Consider the following 23,761-nt stretch of genomic DNA (forward strand, 5'->3'; position numbering starts at 1 on the left):
ACAAACCTTATTAAAAGCTAAATATCATAATTGTATTTAAATCGATGATAGCATATCTTTTAAAAAGGTGAACCGTTGGCGTGGCTTTTCTTTAAGTCCTTTTAGAAAAATATTTAACTCCCCAATAATTGTAACTTCCTTTTTAGCACGAGTAATCGCTGTGTATAATAAGTTGCGATTCATCATAAGTGTATACGAGCTTGAAATTGGAAGCAGAACATGGGGGAATTCAGATCCTTGAGATTTGTGAACTGAGAAGCAATAAGCTAATGCAAGTTCATCTAGTTCTTCTTTATCATAAAAAACTTCTTTTTCACCGAAATCAATGATTAATTTTTCTGGTTCTTCAATTGTTTCTTCATTATTTTGTACTAGTGTGCTTGCTGGCAGAATACCACTCACTATTCCTATGTCCCCGTTTAATACATCTTTATTACTATCGTTTTTTAATTGTATCACTCGGTCACCTAAATAAAATTCATACTGCTTATTGGCATATCCTGTTTCCGTAAAGGAATTAGAGGATGGGATTGTTTGTGTAACTAATAAATTTTGCATATGTTTATTAATATTAGTAATCCCTTGTTCTCCTCGATGAATAGGGGCTATAATCTGAATATCTTCAAATGGAATACCACGTTCAAGGATAGAAAATACTTCGGATTCAATTGTTTTTACAATGTCATCTTTAGTTGTTGGAAGCCATTTTACATCGTCGCTAGTTTTAATGAATTTTTTTGAAATATCACCTTTCCGAATAGTTGCAGCTAAATCAATTATCATTGAGTGCTGTTGCTGACGAAATGTAGTGTCCAATTCAATTGTTGGAAAAGCATTAGACTTAATAATATCTTCAAATACATTTCCAGCTTTTATAGGAGGAAGTTGTTCTTTATCACCCACTAATATAATTTGATCTCCTTTGTGCAATTGTTCAAGGAAACGGCTCATAGTAGAAATGTCCATCATTGACATTTCATCGATAATAAAGAGCCGGTTCTCAGTATTTTTATCATCTGATTGTTGGTTTAATAAGAAGTGATGAATTGTTTGAGCTGGAATTTCTGTGATTTCTGTCATTCTTTTTGCAGCTCGACCAGTTGGAGCTAGTAAAACAACCTTATTTAAAAGTTGATGAAAGTCATAGATTTCGAAAAAACGATTATATAGCATTAAAATAGCTTTTATAATTGTACTTTTACCTGTCCCTGGTCCTCCTGTAATAACAAGTACATTGTTGCGCATGGATTCAATAATTGCTATTTGTTGTTCATCAGATAAATTGAAAGGTAACCTTCCGTGTATATTAATAAAGTGATCTAATAATATAGTAGTATCCTCTTCCGTTAGTTGTGTTTTGAAAGAGCATAGAAGGGATAATTTTTCTGCAATAGTTTGCTCGTAGCTATGATATCTTGCTAAATAAATACGTTTTTCAATTTGACGAATTTGACCAATTTCAGTTGTGAAATCTTCTAATTCATTTACATCGGTAGAAATAAGCTCAGTCAAATTTTCATCTATTACTTCTGGGGGATATTGTACACCATCTTGATTGAATAAAATTTGCCTTGTCTTCTGTATAACATATGCTTTCATTGCAAAAGTACTTCCATCATGTTCGTAAATTTCATGTAGGGCGTACTCAATAGCGCCTTTAATACGGCGATTATCTGTTCCTCGTATGTTAATTTTCTCTGCAATTTCATCTGCCCTTTTAAAACTAATACCGCGTATTGTATTTGCAAGACAATATGGATTTTCCATAATCCTTTGTACGGATGCATCTCCATATAACTGGAAAATTTTCTTTGCTAGATTCAAAGAAATTCTCCATTCATGAAGTTTAGTAATAATCTTTTGCATACCTAAATTTTCGATAATAGTTTCTTGAATTGTTGCAATTGTTCTTTGGGGGATACCTTTAATTTGGCTCAACAATTCAGGTGAATTAACAATTTTAATTAAACAATCCTCTCCTAACATTTCTACAATCTGCTCTGCTCGTTTTCTTTTAATCCCTTTGAAAAGACCAGAGCTTAAAAACTCTATGACATGAGCTGAGTTTATAGGAATATCACGAATATATGTATCGCATTTGAAAGACATACCGTATTTTTTACTAATTTCAACAATGCCAAAAAATTTATATGTTTGGTCTTTCTCTGGGGGTGTGGAATGAAAAATAACTCGTATTTTATCTTGACTTACATCTATATTTGTTTCTTGGATAAATACATCACAGATACAGTAGGGTGATAGCGGGTTTTTATAATTAGCGTAGACTGTATCTGTAAATGTGCCAATAATGTATTTAATTTTTTCAGCGTAAATTTCTTGCATTAAAAAATTCTCCTTTACAGTAAAATACTTGTTGTTTAAAAACTATTTAATAAAAAATTAATAGTAAAGAATTTTTTTAATATACGAAGTAAAACTTCTTTGATCTATTAATTCTTTTAAATTATATCAGTATAACATTGATATAAATATAAATTTTTGAAATTTATTATATCATTCTAAAAATTTGAATTGTATAATGTTTTCTCCTATATTCATAGATTTTTAGGAGGAGAAACTAGAAATAAAAAATGAAATGGGATTTCTTTATAATTTAGCTAAATGCTCTCTGCGCAAAGGCATGTATGTATATGAATACTGAGAGAAGAATTTTAAAAGAAGCAACGTGAGTTCCTATAAATATGGGATTCAGGCTGTTTAATTGTGTTTTGGAAAACTTCCCAATCGATAAAAATGACTTCAAAAGGTGGTATGTATTGTTTTGTGTTTCAAAATTATGGTTGGATACCTTATGGAGTACTTTGGGTAGGATAAATAGATTTTTCTATAAGGTGTACCTTTTGGAAGGCGTTCACTTTTTTAGTAATTAAGCCTAACTTCCATTTTGGGGGAATTGAGCGAAAACACACGATTAAATGTATGGTTGAAAAGATGTAATGAATAATGGGGAAATCCTACTTTTATTAAACTCTCGTTTAACAAACTTTTAATTATAAGTTTGTTAAATGGGACTTATAATTAAAAGTTGACTTATAATAATTTTGATGTTATATTGAATTCAATAAAAGAAAACTTGGAAGTAGGAGGAAGATGACATGGCAGACACAGTAACAGTAACTTTCGAGCACGCATTGCGAGCAATAAAAGAAAACTTGGAGGTAGGAAGAGATTACAAGCAAAAGGATATTCGAGAAGTGTTAGAGAAGGATTTTCCGAATATTAACCCTAATCAGATCTCTGGACTTATGACTCGCTTTATCAATAAATCGTTTTTCGATGTAAAGAGAGAAATAGGACATCGTAATACTTACGTCTTTACAGGTGGGAAAGAGATGGATGGCTTAGGGAGTAATGGACTCACAGTGAAAGACTATGTGAAACATACGCTTCAAACGAGTATCGCAAGCCTGAAAACGATATCATTTGGGGATATCAAAAGTGCAGAAGACTTTAAATTACTGAAAAATACGGAAGAGAAGTTGCAGGAGATGTTAAAGGAACTTTAAGGCAGAGGTGCATTCTCAACTTTTTCTTGCTACCTCCCAGTGGTAGTAGTTGAAGGAAATTAGAAGCAAATCATTCGAGGCATTTACATTATTATTTGGAAAACGAAAAGATGCGGCTTAAAACAAAAACTAGGAGGGAAATAGAATGGGGCATGAAATAAACAATTGGATTTCAGAAATGAATAAACAAGGGATTTCAAATCAACATATTGAATCGATGAAAAATAGGGTTCTACAGGGGGAGTCCGAGTATCGTTTGTATTATGATGAAGTAAGTAAGGATACCAAATCCACTCTTGTTAAAGTTGGTAGGATTAAAGGGATTAATACAGGATGGTGTACAGAAAACAGATCAGTTTATGAATTGTTTTTTTCTGCTACGGGTGAAATTACAACGAGTGTGCAAAATTTACATACTTCTCGTATTGAAGAAAACCTTAATTGGCTTATAAAGGTAGGCCGGGAAGAACAAAATAAATTTTATGCAAATGCTAAAGAAACCCATTTGAGGGACGGTCTTCCTAATTTTAACTATTATCAAAATGATGAAATTTACTTTTCAGATGCGACGCATAGGACAGTCAGTGCTATAATGTTTGATGCTCCGAAGATGATGGGATATGTTACTACCTATAGGAAGAATAGTGATAAATACAATAATTATTTAATACATAAAAATTCTATGCAGAAATGGGAACAACTAAATGCGGAGTTTAAGTGCATTAATATAATTCGTATGGACAAAGATACGTATGGTATATTGAATGGTAAAAAAGACGAGTATAAAATTCAATTGAAAGAGTTTCCTAATAAACAGTTGTATTTCCGTTTTGATACACCTATTGTTGAAGTTAATAATCAAAATATGATAGATACAAAGAGAATTGAAGAAGAAAGAGACAGTGTAGATGCTTTAATTCAAAAGTTACAACAAATAGATGATTATTTATTTGCAAATTCAAAAAAACTAGGGAAATTACCGTTATCATTACGTTTAATGAAGAAAGTGAATTTCAACTTGGGATATTTCCTTTTCTATGAGTTATATAAAAAAGAAGTGTATTTTGATATAGATGATTCATCTGATGTTATAGGGTGGAAAATACAAAAGATGATTCTTAACGATGTGATGGCTGACAATCAGCCGAAGAAACGGTGGACTTAATGTTGTTATTATCTTAAAAAAAATCCTATTCTATTTTACGTCTATTATATTCAAAAAATGTAGTGTCATCTTATTATAAAAAGCATCTGTGCATATAACAGCGCTATTTGATGGATCAATACCAACAACAGTTATATGGCTAGAGAGCAAATAACCATTCTCATAATACGTAATTAGTATTTCTTCTTCAGATAATAAGGGACATAACAACATGCTTTCAATTAGTTCTTTTTCTCCTTGATGATTTCACGAATGCCAGCAAACTGTTTATGATTTCTGCCCCTATTAGTGTGTTTCCGTATCTAGCTGTAGCACATCTGGTCCAATTTGGGGCGGAGCATTCCGCGCAGCTAGTAAAGCAGCAGGCGAAAAACGTGAGTTAACAGCTAAAGAGTTCGCTGAAATATTGCAAGCGGCACTTCAAGGCATACAATCTATCGGTGAAAGATCGTTCGGTAGAGGAGCGGTAGTTGGTGATAAAACACTTGTTGATGCACTTGCTCCATGTGTAGACTCTTGGTTAGCTAGCGCTTCAAACGAAGTAGACGTGAAAACTGCCTTTGAAAAAGGAGCAGAAGCAGCGGTTAAAGGCGCAGAGTATACGAAAGAAATCGTAGCTCGCATGGGCCGCGCTGGTACAGTTGGTGAAAGAAGCTTAGGCTATCCAGATGCAGGTGCACATGCGCTTGGGGTTATCTTTACGGAGATTGCGGGTAGTCTGAAATAGGAATTAGAAAGTCCCTCTGCCTTAGGGCGGAGGGACTTTTATATATTCTTCATTTGTATCTATATCAAATTTTTCATTGCTTTTTGCTTATTTGAGACTTAGTTTTTTTGTGATTGCAGCTTATCGATTTTCCAGTGTGCTCCTAGAGATTCTAAAGAGCTTTCAATATAAAACATATATTCATCTGCGGTACTTGTTACTTCAAAAGCTATTTTTAATTCTACCGTTTCATTTGGTTTAACTTGTATATCAGAAGGGTTTTGGTCAAGCACCTTGCCTTCATAGGCCTTTCCGTCTTTTTCATCTTTTAAGTTATATTTTAATTCTGATAGTCCAATCATTTGACCTCGTACATTTTTTACAGAGACATTAACAACGACGGAATCGTTGTTAGCATTTAAATATGCACTTTGAACGGTGGCCAAGTAATAGCCTCCTTTAACACTCTCACCAACTAATAAAATACCTTGTTCTAAGCGGCTCATATCTTCTTTTTCTTCAAAATTTATTAATTCTTCATTTTCATTTTTTGCGGTTGGTTCTTCTATTGGACCATTTTCAACGGCACTATCTTTTTTATCTTGTGTACAAGCAGCCGTAACACTGGCTAATACTAGAATTAAAGTAAGTAATATGAATAATTTCCTCATAAAATTTATCTGTCTCCTTAAGTTTCTCAATTTTGTGCAACTATACATATTATAAAGAGATTCTATTAAGATTAACATAATGTCTCATTATTGGCTCAAAATAGGGGGTCTTTTAGACACCTTATTCTTGTTTTTTATTAATATGATTGGTGTATTTACTCTAGTTGTAGCGAAATCGTCCGTTGTTATCATTCCTACTGTAAATATGTAATTAGTATTATTTTATTCTTTAAATATCTCTGGTCTTTCAACTCTAAATGATTGCACCTCACCGCACTCTAAACAAAATGTGGTTAATAGTTTGGAACGTTTCCCTCCTGAAAAGAATCTACTAGATTCATCCTCACAAACATATGCATGATAAGCAGATCCAACTCTTCCTTCTTTAAATGTAGTAGAACCACAATTCTCGCATCGTTTATTTTTCATGTTACTAACACCTCATTTGATTGATATTTATTTTGCTGTGTTTTTAAGATAGAAGTAAAGCAACTTGGTTATAAATGATGTTTTCGACATGATACAACATAGCCCTTTATATATCCGCAAGTAAAACAACATAATACCCTATAAATCTCTATAACAATATGATTTTTCATATATCATTTAATGTTTATCGGAAAAATAAGTATTAAAGTATTGAGTTTTATTATTCTGATGATTATAATAAATGAAAAACAAACAATTCTTATGTTGAGAAGTGGAGGGACGGGCCCTATGAAACTTCGGCAACCTCGTTTTAGACGAAAGGTGCCAAATCCTGCAGGTGAAAAAACACCTGAAAGATAAGAGCGGTTCACTTAGTCAAGAAGGCTACTCTTATTTCAATAAGAGTAGCTTTTTTTATGACTAAAAGATAAAGGGGGAATATGTAGTGGAGTATGGTTTTTGGTTACCGATTTTTGGGGGATGGCTTCGAAATGTAGATGATGAATCTATGCCGCCTACGTTTGAATATGCAAAACAAACAGCGCAAGCGGCAGAACAATTAGGTTTTTCAACAACACTTATTGCAGAATTAAATTTAAATGATATAAAAGGTGTTTCAGCACCAAGTTTAGAGGCGTGGACAACTGCGGCAGCACTTGCTGCAGTAACGGATAGATTAGAGATTATGACAGCTGTAAGACCTGGATTCCATAATCCAGCAGTTACAGCGAAAATGGCAGCAAATATTGATCAATTAAGTAATGGTCGTTTTACATTGAATGTAGTTTCAGCATGGTGGGAAGAAGAAGCGAGACAGTATGGCGGAGTATTTACCGCACATGATGAAAGGTATGATCGCACAGAGGAATTTGTAACAGTTCTGAAAGGGCTTTGGAAAGAAGAAGAGTTTTCTTATAAAGGGAACTTTTATGAGCTTCATAATACACATTTAAGTCCAAAACCTGTGCAGAAACAAGGCATTAAGATCTATGCAGGTGGTGAGAGTGAGCGAGGAAAAGAAGTAATTGTAAATCACGCGGATGCATATGTAATGCATGGCGGAACAGTGGAAGAAGTATCTGTGAAAATAGAAGATATGAAGAATCGTAGAAAGAAAGTCACAGAGGAGCCATTGCAGTCATTCGGGCTCGCGGCTTACGTCATTTGTCGTGATACAGAAGAAGAGGCGTTAGAGGAATGGAGACGCATAACGGATGTGAAAGACGATGCTTTAGGTTACGCGGGTTACCAAGATTTTATTAGTAAATCGCATTTGGAACAGCAAGTGAAGCTAAATGATTATTCCGTATCTAATCGCGGGTTACGTCCTAATTTAATCGGAACACCAGAACAAATTGCAGAAAGGATACTCGCTTTTGAAAAAGTGGGTGTTACGTTATTACTTTTACAATTTTCGCCACAGCTTGAAGAGATGAAACGATTTTCTGAAAAAGTGATGCCATTAGTTGAAGCAAAAAGAAAGGAATTGATTACAAATGAGTAAAATTTACATATTACATGAGAATAAGGAATGGACGGATCATTTGGTGAAAAGATTGGAAGAACTGGAGTTACCTTATGAGGAATGGTTTTTAAATGAAGGAACACTTTCGTTAGAAAAAGAACCTCCCCAAGGTGTTTTTTATAGCCGTATGAGTGCTTCTTCACATACGAGAGGGCATCGATATGCACCTGAATTGACTGAAGGAGTTCTTGCTTGGTTAGAGGGATACGGACGAACAGTATTTAATGGGTCTCGTGCATTACGCCTTGAAGTAAGTAAATTGAATCAATATGCAGCATTAAGAAATTTTGGGATACAAGTGCCGAAAACAATTGGTGCTGTTGGCCGTGATAATATAGTAAAAGCAGCAAAGGAGTTAGGGGAAGTACCGTTCATTACAAAGCATAACCGTGCAGGTAAAGGCCTTGGTGTTCAACTGTTTCATTCCATTGATGCTTTAGAACAATATTTGGATGGTCCGACGTTTGAAGAGCCCATTGATGGAATTACTTTAATCCAGCAATCTATTGAAGCGCCAGAACCATATATTACACGTTGTGAGTTTGTAGGCGGTCAGTTTGTATATGCAGTTAAAGTAGATACATCAGAAGGATTTGAGCTTTGCCCGGCAGATGCCTGCTCTATTCAGGATGCTTTTTGCCCAGTAGGAGAAGAGAGTAAGAAAGAGTCGTCAACAAAATTTGAAATTATATCGGACTTCCAAGAGCCAATTATTGAACAATACAAAGAATTTTTGAAAGAAAATGAAATTACCGTTGCTGGTATTGAATTTATTCGTAGTGCGGATGGAACAATTTATACGTATGATATTAATACAAACACAAACTATAATTCTGACGCAGAGTCTGTAGCGAATCAATTTGGTATGCTTGAGCTTGCTAAATTCCTTGGAAGAGAATTAGAGAAACAAGTAGAGTCAGTTAAATAATGTTGATTAAAAAATAAGGTTTTGGTGCAAACCTTTGCTAAATTAATAGTATCAGTATGTCCAAATTTAAGAGCGTACTTACAAGGTTTTTAGAGTTTTTGCACCAGCAAGAAAAGTATCAGTTTTTATGTTGTATTTTTTTTCCTTTCCTAGCACTACTCCATCGCATCAAGATAAAAGAACGAGTGATTCCATTGTATGGTTATGTGCAAAACATAAACTAGTAGAAGTTTTGTATTTTTTATCCTACGTATCCCACCCTGCACAAAAAAATATTTCTCAACATTTTATTTGTTGAAAAAGATTGAATATTCTCTATAAAGAGAATATTATGTTTCTATCGGCAAAAAAAACGATAATTCGCAGACACTGGGGAGGAAATGCATTGAAAAAGAATAAGAAGTTAAAACCATTATCAGTTTTAGCAACAGCAGCAGTACTAAGTAGTAGTTTTGCTTTTGGAAGTCATGCAGCGTATGCTGATTCGCCATCATCTCTACCAATAGATGAGCATTTAATACCGGAGGAGCGTTTGGCAGAAGCGCTAAAACAACGGGGCGTAATTGATCAATCTGCATCACAAGCTGAGACGTCAAAGGCTGTCGAGAAATATGTTGAGAAAAAGAAAGGGGAAAACCCTGGTAAAGAAATCTTGACAGGAGATAGTCTTACGCAAGAAGCTTCTGATTTTATGAAAAAAGTAAAAGATGCAAAAATGAAGGAAAATGAACAGGCGCAGCAGCCAACAGTAGGGCCAGTAGCTGGACAAGGTGCAGGATTGAATTCTAGTAAATTAAATGGAAAAGTACCTACTGCACCAGCGAAGCAAGAAGAGTACAACGGTGCTGTTCGAAAAGATAAAGTACTTGTTTTACTTGTAGAATTTAGCGATTTTAAGCATAACAATATTGATCAAGAGCCAGGATATATGTATTCTAAGGACTTCAATCGTGAACATTATCAAAAAATGTTATTTGGTAATGAACCATTTACGTTATTTGATGGATCGAAGATTAACACATTTAAACAATATTATGAAGAACAATCTGGCGGGAGCTACACAGTTGATGGAACTGTAACGGAATGGCTTACTGTTCCAGGAAAAGCTTCAGATTATGGTGCGGATGCAGGTACTGGTCATGATAACAAAGGTCCTTTAGGGCCACGCGATCTTGTGAAAGAAGCATTAAAAGCAGCGGTAGCAAAAGGAATTAATTTAGCAGACTATGATCAATTTGATCAATACGATCAAAATGGTGATGGAAATAAAAACGAGCCAGATGGCATTATTGATCATTTAATGGTTGTACATGCGGGCGTTGGTCAAGAAGCTGGCGGCGGTAAATTGAAAGATGATGCGATTTGGTCTCATCGTTCAAAACTTGGATCAAAACCATATGCGATTGATGGCACAAAATCTTCTGTTTCAAATTGGGGCGGAAAGATGGCTGCATACGATTATACAATCGAGCCTGAGGACGGAGCAGTTGGTGTGTTTGCGCATGAGTATGGTCATGATTTAGGCTTACCAGATGAGTACGATACAAAGTACTCAGGACAAGGTGAACCTGTTGAGTCATGGTCTATTATGAGCGGCGGCAGCTGGGCTGGAAAAATTGCAGGAACAGAGCCAACAAGTTTCTCACCACAAAATAAAGAGTTTTTCCAAAAGAATATGAATGGTAACTGGGCGAATATCGTTGAGGTAGATTATGATAAACTTCGCACAGGAGTCGGTGTTGCAACATATTTAGATCAAAGTGTTACAAAATCAAAACGACCAGGAATCGTTCGTGTTAACTTGCCGGACAAAGATATTAAAAATATCGAGTCAGCATTTGGTAAGAAGTTTTATTACAGCACAAAAGGAAATGACATTCATACAACACTTGAAACACCAGTATTTGACTTAACAAATGCAAAGGATGCTAAGTTCGATTATAAGGCATTCTACGAACTTGAAGCGAAGTATGATTTCCTTGACGTATATGCGATTGCAGAAGACGGAACGAAGACACGTATTGATAGAATGGGCGAAAAAGATGTAAAAGGCGGCGTGGATACAACTGATGGTAAGTGGGTTGATAAATCATATGATTTAAGCCAATTCAAAGGGAAAAAAGTAAAACTGCAATTTGAGTATTTAACAGATATTGCAGTAGCTTATAAAGGATTTGCGTTAGATAATGCAGCATTAACTGTCGATGGCAAATTTGTTTTCTCGGATGATGCAGAAGGACAGCCAGCAATGACATTAAAAGGATTTACTGTATCTAACGGATTGGAACAGAAAAAAAATAACTACTACGTAGAGTGGAGAAATTACGCTGGTTCTGACACGGCGTTACAACATGCGCGTGGTCCAGTGTTTAATACAGGAATGGTTGTATGGTATGCGGATCAAAGCTTTACAGATAACTGGGTAGGCGTTCATCCAGGTGAAGGATTCTTAGGAGTAGTAGATTCTCATCCAGAGGCAATCGTAGGAACATTAAACGGACAACCGACTGTGAAGAGCAGTACGCGTTATCAAATTGCCGATGCGGCATTCTCATTTGATCAAGCGCCAGCATGGAGAGTAGACTCGCCAACTCGCGGTATCTTTGACTATAAAGGATTACCAGGAGTTGCAAAATTTGATGATTCTAAGCAGTACATCAACAGCGCTATTCCAGATGCAGGACGTAAGTTGCCGAAACTAGGATTGAAGTTTGAAGTAGTAGGTCAAGCTGAAGACAAATCTGCAGGTGCAGTTTGGATTCATCGATAGAATAAGGTGAAACTATGAGAGCTGTCCATAAGTTGGTGAAACTGACTTATGGACAGCTCTTTTCTTATTCTAGAAACGTTGCAGTTTAGTTTAGGAACCAGTTCATTGGAAAGGAAGATATAAAATTTATTTTCAATAAAAACGAGAAATGATATCTCTAGAAAATTTCCTTTTCCTTCCACATACGAGGTATAAAACAAAGGGAGAAAGTCAGTAGCGGTCCTGTTATATTCTGCATAGCAGCGATTTATATGTCGAGAAATCAAAATAGATTTATGTAGCATGCCGCTTTAGTTTTAAAAGTAGAAATAAATCAATAAATTACAATGTAGCATGATTCAAATTAATTGAAATGCATGAGCAAAAATACATTCTCATACGAAATTTTTATTAAATTACAAAATACTTATCAGATTTGATTGTAAGAAATGATAAGTATAATTGATTTTTTATGATGTACAGAAAAAATTAATTATCACATCCCTTTATTTTCACACTAGAACCTAAAAAGAGGTTCTGTTACAAAGTTTTTTAACAAGAAAAAGTTATGTTGCAAAAAGGGTTGTGCCTATTAATTATATGAAGAGAGGCATGTAGTGTGTTACTAGACAAAAATACTTGATACACCAATGTTACCTTCACTCACCCTCCTCATTATTATAAGCTAATAGTGGTTCGTACATCATTATAGCGTGATTCTCCGTTACATATTGGTCTTCTATAAACTGTTTCTGTTGAGTATATACTTTACGTTGAATAACATTATGTCGTATATAACCACCCCAGTATGCAGATTGGATTGAGTGTTCTTTTTCATATACTTCATATTGATAAAGCTGCGGATGGGCAATTCTCCACTCACCGACTAAATGCTTATCTGTAATATAAAGGTGAAGTTGATACGATTGGTCCGTTTCATTTTTGATTTGTAAATCCAAATAATTATAAGAACAAGTCGCTCCACTTCCAAATGGTTGGGTCCGCTTGGAATCAGGAAAGACATCAAAACTATGACGATATCGCTCTGTTACTGTCAATGGTGTATGTAAGGTCATCCAATATATTAAATTTGAAAGCTGACAAAGCCCTCCTCCAATGCCTGCTTGAAAAGATCCATAGTGTAGTATCATGCCCTCTACATACCCTTTTCTCCTCGTAGGCTTACCTATTAAACGCCAGTAAGAGAATGTTTCTCCCGGTCTAATGACGATACCATTTAGTTGTTTAATAGCAATCTTCAAATTAACAACTTTATTCTGTTGATACCACATATCTACATCTTTGAGCTTACGAAGTAGTATCGTTCGATGCTGAATCGCTGTATAGGGTAACTTTTCTTGTTGAAACGTTTTTGCATATGTTTTTCCATCTGCTAACCACTGAATGTACCTCTTTGTAGAGTAATACCATGTCCCTAGTAGAATGCGATACTTAGACCGCTGTTTAGGGCGTAAGTTCACTAAATTCATTTTATTTCCTCTCTCCATCGTTTTCATATGTTACCATTTCCGTAATTACGATCCCAATCAATTGTCTTATTAATGCCTTTGAATTTACCCAAGTTTTCCCGCACAGAACTGTAATATTAATTGTCGCATTCTCTCGTTTTTTAACTACATTCTTATATGTATATCCATCAATAAATTGTACTTTTCTTAGCTGCATAGTAATTAACATAAATAGATAAAAGACGCAAAAAAACAGTATAATTAATCTAATGGGGACCTTGTTTTTTCCATTTTTCGAATTGCTTATAGTCATGTGAAACTCTGCCTCAATATGATAAATTCAAATAAACACATTATAAATATAAAGGATAACCTTAAATAAAGAATAATGAAAATTAAAGAAATTCTAAAGAATCAATATATTTTTACTAAATATTGATTGATAATAAGTTGTTTTTTGAGACTTTACTAGGTTCTGTTGCAAAGTTTCTTAGCAAATAAAAAGTTAAGTTAATTACAATGAATCATGTTAAAAGGTATGTTCTCAGGATTATATTGTGATTTTAATGGAGATAGCATTGTTTTTTAGGCTACATTTTAGCGAAATAAAAGCTCAAAAAGCGATATGTATATTTACAATGTTACATTAGTATTTTTCTTTTTATTTATCCCGCTATTTGTGGGCAGTAAAACTCCCACCTTAAAATGCGGCTGGAGCAAAGAAGTTAGGTGGGAGATCAACTGCCCGTAAACCCCCACTGATTATTAGCCTTCACTTTATATATTCGCAAGTAAAATAGCATAATATCAGTATGAATCCCTATAGTGATATGAATTTTTGCATATTTTGAAATTCAGTATATCCTCCGAAAAGTTTTGATTGTATAATGTGTTTTGTTATATTATTTTAGATTTTTCGACAAAAAACAACAAAAAATAGAAGACGTATTGGGAGAATGCATTATGTACATAAAACTATTAAAATCAATTACATCATTATCACTTATTGGTAGCGCTTTATTATATACAAATGTTGGTGAGATGAAAGCTGCTGAAGCGGGTACTTTTTCCGATGTACCAACATCGCACTGGTCATATACTGCGATTAAAGACTTAGCGAGCAAAAATATTATTTCAGGTTATGGAAATGGGATGTTTGGTTTTGGTGATGTTGCGACGAGGGAGCAAGTTGCAGCTTTAATTTATCGTGTGTTAGTACCGAATAAGCAAGGCGGTACGTTTAGTAATGATGCTGCTCGTTATGTATTACAAGATGGGTCTACTTTAAATAATCCGTATGGAGATATTCGCTCAGGTTCTACAATGTTTCCGGAAGAGGTTTTAACGTTAACGAAATTGGGGATTTTTAAAGGTGATGGAAATGGCGGTTTTAGACCGAAAGATTCTGTTAGCCGCGCAGAAATGGCGCAAATTATTAAAAATGCGTTCCAAGTTTCAGCTAAACAAAAACATACATTTAATGATGTTCCAAATGGATTTTGGGCAGAAAATGCGATTAGTGCGGTGCAGTCAAACGGGATTGCATCTGGTACAGGAGACGGGAAATTTGAACCAGCTAAAACGGTAACGCGTGAACAGTATGCACAGTTTTTATATAATGCATTGAAATATAAAAAGCCTGAGGTTGCGGTGCAAGATACAGGAGATGCGGCATTATTAGCAGCATTCAAAAATGAAGTACAAACGCGTATTAATACGTATGAAACGAATATTACACTTCCATATAAAACGAAAAACAGTAATACAAAAGAATTGATGAATACACTTTTCACCGCATATAAAGAAGTCGCAAGTAAAAATGAGTATACAAATTATAATAGATCGAATGTTTCGTACTCACTATCTGGATCGCCAGGGAATTATACGTTTACGCTAAATATTACATATCGTGAAACGAAAGAACAAACAGAATATGTGATGAAACAAGCGAAAGCGATCGTTTCTTCTATTATTCAAGTCGGGATGGATGATCATGAAAAAGTGAAGGCGATTCATGATTATGTTGTAAAACATGTTTCTTACGATACGTCTTATAAAGCGTATACAGCATATGAGGCACTCGCGAATCGTTCTGCCGTTTGCCAAGGTTACACACTATTAACCTATCAATTATTAAAAGAAGCTGGAATTGAGAATCATTTTGTAGTAGGAACTGGAGACGGTCAGCCTCATGCTTGGAATTTAGTGAAAATCGATAACAAGTGGTACCATCTTGATACGACATTTGATGATCCAGTGCCAGATGAACAAGGCCGCGTAACATATTCTTATTTCAACTTATCTGACGAGCAAATTGCAAGAAATCATGAGTGGAACCGCGTGGACTATCCGCAAGCTACAACAAACTATTATAGTACATTAACAAATAAAATTGCGACAGGTGGTACGAAAGCACCTGCATATCAGCAAATATTGAAAGATACAAAGTTAAATTATTTAGGAAATGAATATATCGCAAATAACTATAATGAATTCAAAAATAAAATGCAGCAACGTTATGGCACAAAGTCAGCAAAGATTGAAATTCTTTATAAACAATCAATGAATGGCGCATTGCAAGATGTGAAAAAAGTAATTGGAGAAATCGGTTATCCGCAAGGAGCGAACCGTGTTTCTTATAAAGCGGAGCCGTTTAATGCAAAAGAAGGGTATTCTTTGGTGACGATTACGTTTATGTATTAAAAACAACCTAGATCCATGAAGGATCTAGGTTGTTTTTTTATACCTTAATTTGACATATACAGTCGGACTGTATAAAATGAAACTATACAGTTAAACTATATAGTTTGGCTATATATTCATCGTTACATTGGAGGTCTTTATGAATAGAGATAAAAATTTACCATTAACGGAAACAACGTATTACGTTCTTTTAGCTTTATTAGAGCCAGCACACGGATATTTAATTATGCAAAAGGTTGAGGAACTTAGTAATCATCAAGTGAAAATCGCAGCGGGTACATTGTATGGTGCGGTTGAAAATTTATTAAAACAAGGGTTAATAGAATCGGTAAAAAGTGAAGATAAACGAAGAAAAGTGTATGTCATTACGGAACGCGGGAAGGAAGTATTGCACTTAGACTTTATGAGAATGCAGCACATTATTGGGGTTACAAAAAGCTTATTAAATGTATAGTTAGGGGGAAGCGAAGATGTGGAGATTGAAATTCTTTTTGGACTTTGAGAAAGAGGAAAAATGGTTAGAAGAGATGGCTTGGAAAGGCTATCAACTAAAAAGTAATACATTCGGTTATAAATTTAGAATCGCAGAACCGGAAGATGCGACAATTAAAATAGATTATAGAATATTTAATAGAAGAAAAGATTTTATTAATTACTGTACGTTATTTGAAGATAGTGGCTGGAAGCATATAGCCGGTAAATGGTGGGCAGGCACGCAATATTTTAAAAAGATAGATGAGGAAAGTGAAGATGACATTTTTTCAGATCAAATGTCACGAGCAGGGAAGTATAAACGTTTATCTAAGACATTTTTAGAATTAGCAATATGTTATTTTCCTCTATTAATGCTATTTATGTTTAATAATACAATTGATTTAGGAGTGATGTTAAATCCGAAAGGTCTATACTATACACCAGGATTATGGGATATGCACGGCGCAGCATTTTTAGGATCATTTTTATTTGAAACACCATTTGCATTAATGAGGGGCATTTCATGGTTGTTTATCCCAGCTGCGATTGGTATGTTTTTCTTTTTCTCATATAAAGCAAATCGATTGTATGAAGAGAGAAAATACTAGGAGGACCCCCTTAAAGCTGATGCTTTGAGGGGGATTCTTTTGAATTTGTAAATGGTGTACTTGGTTAGCTTGATGGGCATGGGGTAGAGTCAGGAAAATGCGGATTTACAACACTAAGAAAGTTTCAATGGTCTTAGAGAATCTAATGAGACCACTTTCTCTGAATTAAAATGGTATTCTCCTAGTAAATTGATATGTTCCCCACCTAAAGGTGACATATGATGCAATAAGTTCTCATTAAAACTACCTATCCGTTTTTGACATTTAACTGCTTTTGTTAGATGTAAAGTATTCCAGATACTGATGGCATTGATAATTAGGTTTAAGGCACTGACCCTTTGCAATTGATGCTGTATGGTTTGTTCCCTAAGCTCACCTTGTTTTCCGAAGAAAATAGCTCTTGCAAGTCCATTCATGGCTTCTCCTTTAATTCGAATGGTGGCAGCACCTTTTATTAGCATTGTCCCCTTGGTGTAACAAATGTTTTTTTGTAAATAATATGTTTGTTAAACAATTAATTAAGGGGGACTTGTATGCCACAGGATCGAAAAGCAGAAGTTCAAAACGATGCATACGAAGGAAAAGAGATCATGCCAGATAATCCACAATATCTACCGCGTCACGTGCAAATGGAGCTGCCTCACGAATTTTCTGTAAATCCTCTGTTTGCCCGCGAAGGAGAATCAGTCGTTCCGCGCTTTCACATGCCTGATGAAGGCATGTTACCAGAAACAGCGTATCAAATCGTCCATGATGAAATTGCTCTTGATGGCAATGCACGCTTGAATCTTGCAACATTCGTTAGCACATGGATGGAGCCTGCCGCAGAGCACTTATATGCCAAATCATTCGACAAGAACATGATTGACAAGGATGAATATCCACAGACAGCCGAAATTGAGGAGCGGTGTGTCCGCATTTTAGCAAACCTCTGGCATTCGCCCACCCCCCTTACGACTATGGGCGTTTCAACAACTGGATCGTCGGAAGCATGTATGCTCGGGGGGCTTGCGTTAAAAAGACGCTGGCAAAATGCACGCAAAAGCGAAGGGAAGCCGGTGGATCGGCCCAATATTGTGTTTAGTTCTGCTGTTCAAGTCGTGTGGGAAAAATTCGCGAACTATTGGGAGGTTGAACCACGCTATGTGAAGGTTAGCCCAGAGCATCCCCGATTGGATCCTCAGGGGGTCCTCGCTGCCGTGGATGAAAATACGATTGGTGTGGTACCGATTCTCGGTGAGACTTATACCGGGATTTACGAACCGGTTGCCGCCATTGCGAAAGCGTTGGACGATTTGCAGGAGAGGACGGGCCTCGACATTCCCATGCATGTGGATGCGGCTTCGGGGGGATTTATAGCACCGTTTCTTCAGCCAGATTTAGTCTGGGATTTTCAATTACCGAGGGTGAAGTCCATTAATGTATCCGGACATAAATATGGATTAGTCTACCCTGGATTGGGTTGGATAATTTGGCGGGAAGCTGAAGATCTCCCTGAGGATCTAATCTTCCGTGTCTCCTATTTGGGCGGGAACATGCCGACTTTTGCCCTGAATTTCTCTCGTCCTGGCGCACAAGTGCTCCTGCAATATTACAATTACCTACGTTTGGGGAAAAGTGGGTACTATGATGTCCAAAGGGCTTCTCAGAAAGTCGCTCTTTTTCTTAGCAAGGCGATTCAGAAGATGGAACCGTTCGAACTTTTGTCCGATGGTTCGGATATTCCGGTTTTCGCTTGGCGACTGAAAGATGGTTACACATTAAACTGGAATCTTTATGATTTATCTCGACAATTGCGTGTGTTTGGCTGGCAAGTACCCGCCTATCCATTGCCTCCAGATATGGAAGCGGTGACGATTATGCGCGTTGTGGTTCGAAATGGATTTTCCATGGATCTCGCGCATTTATTTTTGAGGAACCTCAAACAGACCGTTGCCTTTCTGGATTCCCTGGACGGGCCTATGCCACATGATACGAAATGTGATAATGGGTTTCATCACTAAATGAAAAAAAGCCTAATTTCTTCATATTTAATTGAGAAATTAGGCTTTTTAATATTGAAATTTCCTTAACGTTGTAAATCGGCATTTTTCTGACGCTACCCCATAAAGAAAAGACACCCATATATGAGTGTCTTTTCTAATAGTTTGTTTAGCAGAAGCAGCTAGCTCCAACTATGATTAATAAAATAAATAATACAACTAATAAAGCAAAGCCACCGCCACAACTACTACAACTACCACCAAAGCCCATAATAGTTCTTCCTCCTTTAGATAAGAGGAGAAAACAAGGTGTCACTCATGTATTTTAACGGATTCAATTTACTGTATGTTTTTACGCATGAATTGAGCAGGTCCTTTTGAAAATAAAAAAAGACACCCTAAGGTGATTTTCTTATGTAGGGTGGGAAGACATTGGGTTGCCATCAAGGGATTCAGCCGAGTTACGTATAAATTACATCAAAAATGTAAATCAGCATTTATCTGTTGTTGTCCTTTATTAAGACTTTGTCTTATAAATAATTCTGCAATGATTAAATTTGGCACCCACGCTAACCAAGCAATAACAGCATAACTAAGTTCGAAATGCTTCAGTCCAAATAGCAATACAAATAAAGGTAGCCAAATTCTTAATGTAACTGCCGCAAAGGTTAAGGAATAATTTCTGATCATCCAATTCCGATGGTCTTGAATTTTTTTATTCTTAGCTCTGTTTAATGCTTGATATGCCGATGTTAGCCAAAATACGGATAACAAACCGAAACCAAGCTTTCCTACTAATCCTCCCGTAGCGTAAAAGGATAAATAAAGTCCTGAAACGCCGCCAAGTAATACACCAATCATATAGATTTTTCCAATCATTCGATGGCGACTGATATTCTTTTCTCTAAATTTTGTGGATAATGTAAAAGGACCAATTACTAATGCTACTACACTAGTTGCAATATGTAGAAATAACATAGTGTACCAAAACGCACTCATTTTAGATAGAAACATAAGCTTCATTTGAACAAACCCTGCTTGAAATCCATCCATAATAAAATATTGGAAAACAGCATAACCAGCTACTAAAATAGCTAAAAAAGTAAATATAAACCGAGTTTTTTTATTCATAATTTCACCACCTCCTTGCAATATTTAAGGGAGCTAGAACATATATTTCTGTGTATCTAGGGTTAAAAGAGAACTTAATTAACTTCTTTTACTTCTTTCGGCAGGGCATCATGCTCAATCCAGTTTTCGGCTAAGCTATTAAACAGTTCAGGATTTGCTAAAGAAATTCCGTGATTAATTTTAGAAATAATACCACCTAATTAATCATACAACAAAAAAGGAAGTTATGGTTAATTTATCCATATGCGCCATATTTGTTATTAGCAATTATTTTCTCAATAATCAATTTAGGAGTAGGTGTCACGGTTCCAGTAATGACCGCAATAGTTATGCAAGCAGCAGGCCCATCTTATGCAAATATGGCTGGGGCAACCTTAAATGTAAATTGACACCAGATAATTGCTCGTTTAGTAGGGGTACTACCCAAAATAACAATAAAATCCTTCGAAAATTAATATAGTTTTTTAAAAATAGAGATGATATTATGGATAATCATACCATTTTTTCGCTTCATATATGATTTTACAGTAGAATACCTCTATATTAAGATAAAGTAAATAAGGGGATATATTAGTAACAGGGGGAGAATAATGAAAAAGTTATTACAAGAAATTATAAATTGGATCAGTATGACCGATGAACAGATTGTTATTGGCATTTCAGGACACGGTGCTGCCGGAAAAACAACGTTCGCCAATAAGCTCATAAACCAATTAAATCAAAATAAAGTGAGTTATATTAATACAGATCCATACATTGTTAGTTCAAATGTACGAAAGTATACAAATATCCACTATACATATCAGAATGAAAATCATTATGATAAAATGACAGCTTGTCATCCATCAGCCCATCATTTGTCTGCATTAGAAAGAGATGTTCAAATGGTAAGAGCGGGTTTAGATTTTTATACAATGGATACACATTATATAAAAAGTGAGTTAATTTCTTCGAAAAATAAGGTGACGATTGTAGAAGGAATGAGTGTCGCATTTATTAATCCAAATTTATTTGATTTGAAAATTTACTTCTATACAGATGGAGAAACAGAATTAATGAGAAGGTCTAGCCGTGATATTATTGAAAGAGGAGCCGATATTAATTACTTAAGGAAGTCTCATGAAGAACGTCGGATTCAGTATGAAGTGTTTATGCATCCGTATAGTCAACGTTTTGATATTATTATTAAAAATTCCAATGAAACAATATGTTTAGAAAAAAATACATTTGAGTTTTATAAAGTTTAAATGCAAATACTTTATTTACTAAAATAGCAAGTTAGTGAATAAATTGTTCATATTTTTTCGGAAGGAGGTTAAGCAATGAGAGCACCGTATCAAGTATTGATATTTCCTTATATAAAAACTGACGATTCCATTCAATATGCCATTTTTAATCGAAGTGATTATGGTTATTGGCAAGGAATAGCTGGTGGTGGAGAAGATGGTGAGACTCCTATTGAATCAGCAAAACGAGAAGCGTTTGAAGAGGCTGGTATTACAAGAGAAAGTCCATATATAAAACTAGATTCTGTGTCTTCACTACCAGTAGAGGATGTAGTTGGTGAATTTCTTTGGGGCGAAGATGTTTATGTAATAAAAGAATTTTCTTTTGGAGTTAAAGTTCCTACAAAAAATATTAAATTATCTAAAGAACACTTCAATTATAAATGGTTGTGCTTTGAGGAAGCCGTAACGCTTTTAAAATGGGATAGTAACAAAACGGCTTTGTGGGAATTAAACAAAAGGCTGTTAAAATAATTAAAGTGTTAGTTAACAAAGCCGATCGTGGAGCGAGAATTAAACAACTTAAAAAAGCTTTGCTACATTACCTATGTAGCAAAGCTTTTTTCTTAGCGTACGAAATTGCGTTTTGTTGGCGGCACCCCATGCCCATCAAGCTAAGATTATATAAGTTTATTCTCACGTGAGATTATTTCTTTTTTCTAAAGGTCCAGTGTAAGTTCTTTAAATATTTGCATACTAAATAAACCCTATCGGGTTATAATTTTTTTAGATTACGCTACTTGATTGTGGGACATAGAAAAGTTGTATACGACGCCTAAGATATCAAAGACTGTTTTCTTCTCATACCTATGGGGTTTTCGCCCATTTTTCTGTAGAAGATTGAACAAACGAAGTAGTATCTTTGATATCTCTTGAGTGTCTTTTTGTAAAGCTTGATAAAGAAGTGGAAAATAATCTTTGATGATATAAATCGCTTTATATTCACTCAACTCTCGTTTCTTCTTGGTGAGGAGTAATTGGCGCATTTGAAACATAGTGGAGGAACAAAGGAGGATACTAATTAACTGTCCGTATAAATGACACTCTAATCGTTCTAATTTTACAGAATTACAGTGATGAATACGAAAAAATGATTTCCATGTTTTAAAGATAAGTTCAATTTGCCACCGTAAAGAGTAAAAATCGTATACTTGTTCTTTTGGTAGGTATTCCGAAGGGATATTTGTAATGTAAAAGTTAATCGCACTAAGCAGTTTACTGCGTTCTTTATAGGTAATTTGCTTTTTGTGTTCTTTAGATGCTAAATCCTTTTGTCTACGTTTCATTTGCGTTTCAGTTAATTTATACAAAATTAGTCTTGCAGGAAGCTTTTGATACATTCCAATATAAATCTCAGGAATTTCATATGTTTCACCTGACTGTAATTGGTCAATGAATTGCTCCATATCTAATTGGATGTACTCAGAGTGCTTTTTTATTGTTCCATTTTGAAAGTATTCAGGCTCTTTATTCTTCTGATATATACGTGTATTGAACTTTAATCTTGAAATAAAATAAGCATTACACTCTTTTATCGTATGTAAGTCTTTTAAATCGAAGTATCCTAAATCACGTATACATACATCGTTCGGTTGAAGGGACGTTAAACAAGTAGAACCATACGTTTTATCATTGTGCTTTCCTGATCCTACATGAACATGTAGAAACTGACCACTTAGTAAATCATACTCTAGTTGAATTTTCACGCCAGCATTTTGACCACTACCACCTGAACCTTGATATGTAGAAGTGAATTTATCTGGAATCTGAAAATGTGTAGAATCCAATACACGAATACGTCGAAAATAGTTTGTATACAAAGTTGGAATCTTGCTAGAAGAACCAACTTGTTGGTGAAGTAAATATGCTAAGAGCTGTTGTAAAAACAGAACAGCCTGGGAATTAAAACGTTGATTGAGTCCTTCTGGACTCATAGAAATGCCTGTGTTAGCTTCTAACTGACTACATAATTGTGTCAATGAAGTATGGGCTATGTTTCGACTTAACCAAATACATAGGGCCACTAAATCTTGTGCGCGGTATTTACTTTTTCGTTTCACAAATCCTACATTTTTAGCTAATTGCTCTAAAGCATCAGGTGACATATATCGCTGCAACTCTTTAGAAAACAATTCTAGTTCATTAGAAATAGATAAGTTCATATCAAAAACGCCATCCTTTCCTATGATTCTACAGAAAGAATAACGTTTTTTCGTTTTATGGATACAATTTCTCTTTAGCTTGATGGTGATGTGGCGAGACCCCATATCAAGCAATATTTAGCGAATTTTCACCACAAATTATCTTTGTCTTCCTATTGGGGAGACGGTACCACTTCTTTGAAAGAGAAAAAACAGAAAATCTTGAGGTCTTATGTAGGCTGATGAGGCTCTAGAACATGAAAAAGT

The 23,761-nt window shown here is 35.2% G+C and carries 18 protein-coding genes, 5 pseudogenes and 1 riboswitch; of the genes and pseudogenes, 12 read left to right on the top strand and 11 right to left on the bottom strand.

Annotated elements, in window-relative coordinates; all coding sequences use genetic code 11:
- Positions 1-36 precede the first annotated feature (36 nt).
- Positions 37-2,343 (bottom strand): SF1B family DNA helicase RecD2, encoded by a 2,307-nt coding sequence (gene recD2 / locus MR066_RS18855; RefSeq protein ID WP_242248172.1) that lies wholly within the window; start codon positions 2,341-2,343, stop codon positions 37-39.
- A gap of 773 nt (positions 2,344-3,116) precedes the next feature.
- Between recD2 and MR066_RS18860 the strand changes: the two genes are divergently transcribed.
- Positions 3,117-3,527 (top strand): hypothetical protein, encoded by a 411-nt coding sequence (locus tag MR066_RS18860; protein WP_242248173.1) that lies wholly within the window; start codon positions 3,117-3,119, stop codon positions 3,525-3,527.
- A 145-nt stretch (positions 3,528-3,672) separates the two neighbouring features.
- Positions 3,673-4,692 (top strand): hypothetical protein, encoded by a 1,020-nt coding sequence (locus tag MR066_RS18865; protein WP_242248174.1) that lies wholly within the window; start codon positions 3,673-3,675, stop codon positions 4,690-4,692.
- Between the two features lie 30 nt (positions 4,693-4,722).
- On the opposite strand, the pseudogene MR066_RS18870 reads toward MR066_RS18865, so the two are convergent.
- Positions 4,723-4,946 (bottom strand): annotated as a pseudogene (locus tag MR066_RS18870) (YolD-like family protein).
- A 62-nt stretch (positions 4,947-5,008) separates the two neighbouring features.
- On the opposite strand from MR066_RS18870, the pseudogene MR066_RS18875 reads away from it, so the two are divergent.
- A pseudogene (locus MR066_RS18875) lies at positions 5,009-5,419 on the top strand (DAK2 domain-containing protein); the annotation flags it as partial.
- Positions 5,420-5,517: 98 nt separating this feature from the next.
- Here the strand turns inward: MR066_RS18875 and MR066_RS18880 are convergent.
- The gene (locus MR066_RS18880; RefSeq protein WP_061674076.1) at positions 5,518-6,069 is read right to left on the bottom strand and encodes a DUF4352 domain-containing protein; all 552 of its coding nucleotides are present in this window, start codon (positions 6,067-6,069) and stop codon (positions 5,518-5,520) included.
- Positions 6,070-6,291: 222 nt separating this feature from the next.
- On the bottom strand, positions 6,292-6,498 hold the full coding sequence (locus MR066_RS18885) for a hypothetical protein (RefSeq protein WP_242248175.1): 207 nt from the start codon (positions 6,496-6,498) through the stop codon (positions 6,292-6,294).
- Positions 6,499-6,754: 256 nt separating this feature from the next.
- Positions 6,755-6,861: riboswitch (SAM riboswitch) on the top strand.
- Positions 6,862-6,943: 82 nt separating this feature from the next.
- Between MR066_RS18885 and MR066_RS18890 the strand changes: the two genes are divergently transcribed.
- The 3 genes from MR066_RS18890 to MR066_RS18900 all read left to right on the top strand — a co-directional run bounded on the left by MR066_RS18890 (position 6,944) and on the right by MR066_RS18900 (position 11,721).
- Positions 6,944-8,002 carry an LLM class flavin-dependent oxidoreductase gene (locus tag MR066_RS18890; protein WP_242248176.1) on the top strand — a complete coding sequence of 353 codons (1,059 nt, stop codon included), beginning with the start codon at positions 6,944-6,946 and terminating at the stop codon, positions 8,000-8,002.
- A complete protein-coding gene (locus MR066_RS18895) occupies positions 7,995-8,951 on the top strand; it encodes an ATP-grasp domain-containing protein (RefSeq protein WP_242248177.1) in 957 nt (318 codons plus the stop codon). The genes MR066_RS18890 and MR066_RS18895 overlap by 8 nt, the downstream gene beginning before the upstream one ends.
- 385 nt (positions 8,952-9,336) lie before the next feature.
- Complete coding sequence (locus MR066_RS18900) at positions 9,337-11,721, top strand: immune inhibitor A domain-containing protein (protein WP_242248178.1); 2,385 nt, start codon at positions 9,337-9,339, stop codon at positions 11,719-11,721.
- Positions 11,722-12,359: 638 nt separating this feature from the next.
- Here the strand turns inward: MR066_RS18900 and MR066_RS18905 are convergent.
- Positions 12,360-13,190, bottom strand: a complete 831-nt coding sequence (locus tag MR066_RS18905; RefSeq protein WP_002087231.1) for a VanW family protein — start codon at positions 13,188-13,190, stop codon at positions 12,360-12,362.
- An 88-nt stretch (positions 13,191-13,278) separates the two neighbouring features.
- Positions 13,279-13,482 (bottom strand): annotated as a pseudogene (locus tag MR066_RS27315) (hypothetical protein); the annotation flags it as partial.
- Positions 13,483-14,132: 650 nt separating this feature from the next.
- Between MR066_RS27315 and MR066_RS18915 the strand changes: the two are divergent.
- From MR066_RS18915 to MR066_RS18925, 3 genes are all read left to right on the top strand, one after another.
- Positions 14,133-15,872, top strand: coding sequence for an S-layer homology domain-containing protein (locus MR066_RS18915; protein ID WP_242248179.1), 1,740 nt, complete (start codon positions 14,133-14,135; stop codon positions 15,870-15,872).
- A gap of 139 nt (positions 15,873-16,011) precedes the next feature.
- Positions 16,012-16,326: a PadR family transcriptional regulator gene (locus MR066_RS18920; RefSeq protein WP_001078068.1), complete on the top strand. Its 315-nt coding sequence runs from the start codon at positions 16,012-16,014 to the stop codon at positions 16,324-16,326.
- Between the two features lie 16 nt (positions 16,327-16,342).
- On the top strand, positions 16,343-16,954 hold the full coding sequence (locus tag MR066_RS18925; RefSeq protein ID WP_242248181.1) for a DUF2812 domain-containing protein: 612 nt from the start codon (positions 16,343-16,345) through the stop codon (positions 16,952-16,954).
- 113 nt (positions 16,955-17,067) lie between these two features.
- On the opposite strand, the pseudogene MR066_RS18930 reads toward MR066_RS18925, so the two are convergent.
- Positions 17,068-17,382: pseudogene (locus MR066_RS18930) on the bottom strand (Tn3 family transposase); the annotation flags it as partial.
- A gap of 105 nt (positions 17,383-17,487) precedes the next feature.
- On the opposite strand from MR066_RS18930, the gene MR066_RS18935 reads away from it, so the two are divergent.
- Positions 17,488-18,957 carry a glutamate decarboxylase gene (locus MR066_RS18935; protein WP_001135424.1) on the top strand — a complete coding sequence of 490 codons (1,470 nt, stop codon included), beginning with the start codon at positions 17,488-17,490 and terminating at the stop codon, positions 18,955-18,957.
- Between the two features lie 148 nt (positions 18,958-19,105).
- On the opposite strand, the gene MR066_RS18940 is transcribed toward MR066_RS18935, so the two are convergent.
- From MR066_RS18940 to MR066_RS18950, 3 genes and pseudogenes are all read right to left on the bottom strand, one after another.
- Complete coding sequence (locus MR066_RS18940) at positions 19,106-19,207, bottom strand: YjcZ family sporulation protein (protein ID WP_000505688.1); 102 nt, start codon at positions 19,205-19,207, stop codon at positions 19,106-19,108.
- Between the two features lie 206 nt (positions 19,208-19,413).
- On the bottom strand, positions 19,414-20,067 hold the full coding sequence (locus MR066_RS18945; RefSeq protein WP_242248182.1) for a DUF2306 domain-containing protein: 654 nt from the start codon (positions 20,065-20,067) through the stop codon (positions 19,414-19,416).
- Between the two features lie 74 nt (positions 20,068-20,141).
- Positions 20,142-20,264, bottom strand: a pseudogene (locus MR066_RS18950) (alpha/beta hydrolase); the annotation flags it as partial.
- A gap of 393 nt (positions 20,265-20,657) precedes the next feature.
- Between MR066_RS18950 and MR066_RS18955 the strand changes: the two are divergent.
- Together MR066_RS18955 and MR066_RS18960 are read left to right on the top strand one after the other, a co-directional pair.
- On the top strand, positions 20,658-21,314 hold the full coding sequence (locus tag MR066_RS18955) for a uridine kinase family protein (RefSeq protein ID WP_002202909.1): 657 nt from the start codon (positions 20,658-20,660) through the stop codon (positions 21,312-21,314).
- Between the two features lie 75 nt (positions 21,315-21,389).
- Complete coding sequence (locus MR066_RS18960) at positions 21,390-21,827, top strand: NUDIX hydrolase (RefSeq protein WP_001202613.1); 438 nt, start codon at positions 21,390-21,392, stop codon at positions 21,825-21,827.
- Between the two features lie 257 nt (positions 21,828-22,084).
- Here MR066_RS18960 and MR066_RS18965 read toward each other — a convergent pair whose 3' ends face one another.
- Positions 22,085-23,515: an IS4 family transposase gene (locus MR066_RS18965; protein WP_242248184.1), complete on the bottom strand. Its 1,431-nt coding sequence runs from the start codon at positions 23,513-23,515 to the stop codon at positions 22,085-22,087.
- Positions 23,516-23,761: the final 246 nt, after the last annotated feature.

Source organism: Bacillus cereus group sp. BfR-BA-01523, from assembly GCF_022662615.1.
GTDB lineage: Bacteria > Bacillota > Bacilli > Bacillales > Bacillaceae_G > Bacillus_A > Bacillus_A mycoides.